We start from the raw sequence: 1,858 nt of genomic DNA on the forward strand, positions 1-1,858 counted from the left end.
TACACCTTTTATCAACACTTCCTCTACTCATCTATATCTCCTTTATTAAAATTAAGGCATTGGAATTTTGAGCGTCAGAATTTTCCTGTGAGCCTCGCTCTAAATTTTGACGTCGTTCGTTTAGAATTTTCTTTAGCTCTTCGAGCCTTGCCTCGTTCATCCTTATCCCCGCTAAACCGCCTATTTAGAAGTCTAAATTTAAACCCCAAGCTAAATTTCAGAGCTTTCCTTGCGCGCCTTTATAGACGTTTTTCACGTCGTAAACCAGCGAACCCGCATAATCAAGCTCGAAAAATTGCTTATGCGCCACGGCGATTACGACGCAGTCAAATTTGCGCAAGTCAGGCTTTTGCAGTAGATCGATATCGTAGTATCTCTTGGCGTCGGCGGCGCTCGCCCAAGGATCATAGACGCTTACCTCGCAGCCGAAATTTTTAAGCTCGTTTATCATATCCACGACGCGCGTATTGCGGGTGTCGGGGCAGTTTTCTTTAAACGTCAGTCCCAAGATCAAGACCTTCGCGCCCTTTACCTTTTCGTCGTATTTTATCATCATCTTAACGACCTCCGTAGCGACGTAGCTTCCCATATTATCGTTAATGCGGCGGCTTGAGAGGATGATTTCGGGGTGATAGCCCACCTCGGTCGCCTTCTGCGCCAGATAATACGGATCGATGCCGATGCAGTGTCCGCCCACGAGACCCGGACGGAAGCTTAAGAAATTCCACTTCGTAGCCGCTGCGTCGATGACGTCGTTGGTGTTGATACCGAGCTTGCCGAACAGGATCGCAAGCTCGTTGATAAAGCCGATATTGATGTCGCGCTGGGTGTTTTCGATCACCTTCGCGGCCTCTGCGACTTTGATGCTGCTGGCGCGAAAGGTGCCGTTTTGCAGTATGCTCAGATAGACGCCATCTACGACGTCCAAAGCCTCCGGGGTGCTTGCCGAGACGATCTTTTTGATCTTAGTGACGGTGTGAATTTTATCGCCGGGATTGATACGCTCGGGCGAATATCCGCAGAAAAAATCGCGGTTAAATTTAAGCCCGCTGGCTCGCTCCAGTACCGGTACGCAGTCCTCCTCCGTAGCGCCAGGATAGACGGTGCTTTCATACACGACGATGTCGCCCTTTTTAAGCACGGCTCCGACGCTTTCGCTGGCCTTGATTAGCGGCGTGAGATCGGGGCGATTTAGCCTATCTACGGGCGTAGGCACGCACACGATGTAAAAATTGCTCTGCCTCATATCATCCAGCTTTGCGCTAAATTTAAGCCCGTTTTGAATCGCCGCAGCAAGCTCCTCGTCGCTAAGCTCCAGAGTGCGATCGTGCCCGCCGCGCAGCTCGTCTATGCGGTCCTGAGCTACGTCAAAGCCCATGACCTCGTGTTTCGCCGCAAACGCTGCCGCCAAAGGAAGCCCAACGTAGCCAAGCCCGATTATCGCTATTTTCATTTTTCCCTCATTTGCTTTCATATTTTCCTCTTTTCTTTGCGTTAAATTTCATCGTTAAATTCCGCAGCCAAACTCGCTAAATTTCACAGTTGCGCAGACATACAGCACGAATTTATAGCGCTGCGTCTTTAAATTTAAGCAGCTACGCTCACTTGCTGTTTTACTCGCGTTACTTGTGAGACGGCAAATTTAAAATTTTGCCTTGATGCGGAATTTTAAGCCGCGCCAAAATCCCGCGTCGCGATAAAATTCCATCGCCATGCCGTTAAAATTTTGCACCGCTAAATTCTATGCCGCCAGAATTCCGCGCCGTAAAATTTAAACGCCTTAAAATTTCAAAAGTCGCGTTAAATTCCATGAAATTTCGTCGCCGCAAAATTTCAAAAAAACCTCGCGAAATTTAGC

At 48.5% G+C, this 1,858-nt stretch carries 2 protein-coding genes; both read right to left on the reverse strand.

The features are described from left to right. Positions 1-31 precede the first annotated feature (31 nt). Entirely contained in the window at positions 32-160 is a 129-nt protein-coding gene (locus Q0256_RS01270) for a hypothetical protein (RefSeq protein WP_297882610.1), read from the reverse strand. A gap of 57 nt (positions 161-217) precedes the next feature. Beyond that, on the reverse strand, positions 218-1,453 hold the full coding sequence (locus Q0256_RS01275; protein ID WP_297959295.1) for a nucleotide sugar dehydrogenase: 1,236 nt from the start codon (positions 1,451-1,453) through the stop codon (positions 218-220). Positions 1,454-1,858 lie beyond the last annotated feature (405 nt).

The organism is uncultured Campylobacter sp., assembly GCF_937949835.1.
In the GTDB taxonomy this organism is placed as follows: Bacteria; Campylobacterota; Campylobacteria; order Campylobacterales; family Campylobacteraceae; genus Campylobacter_B.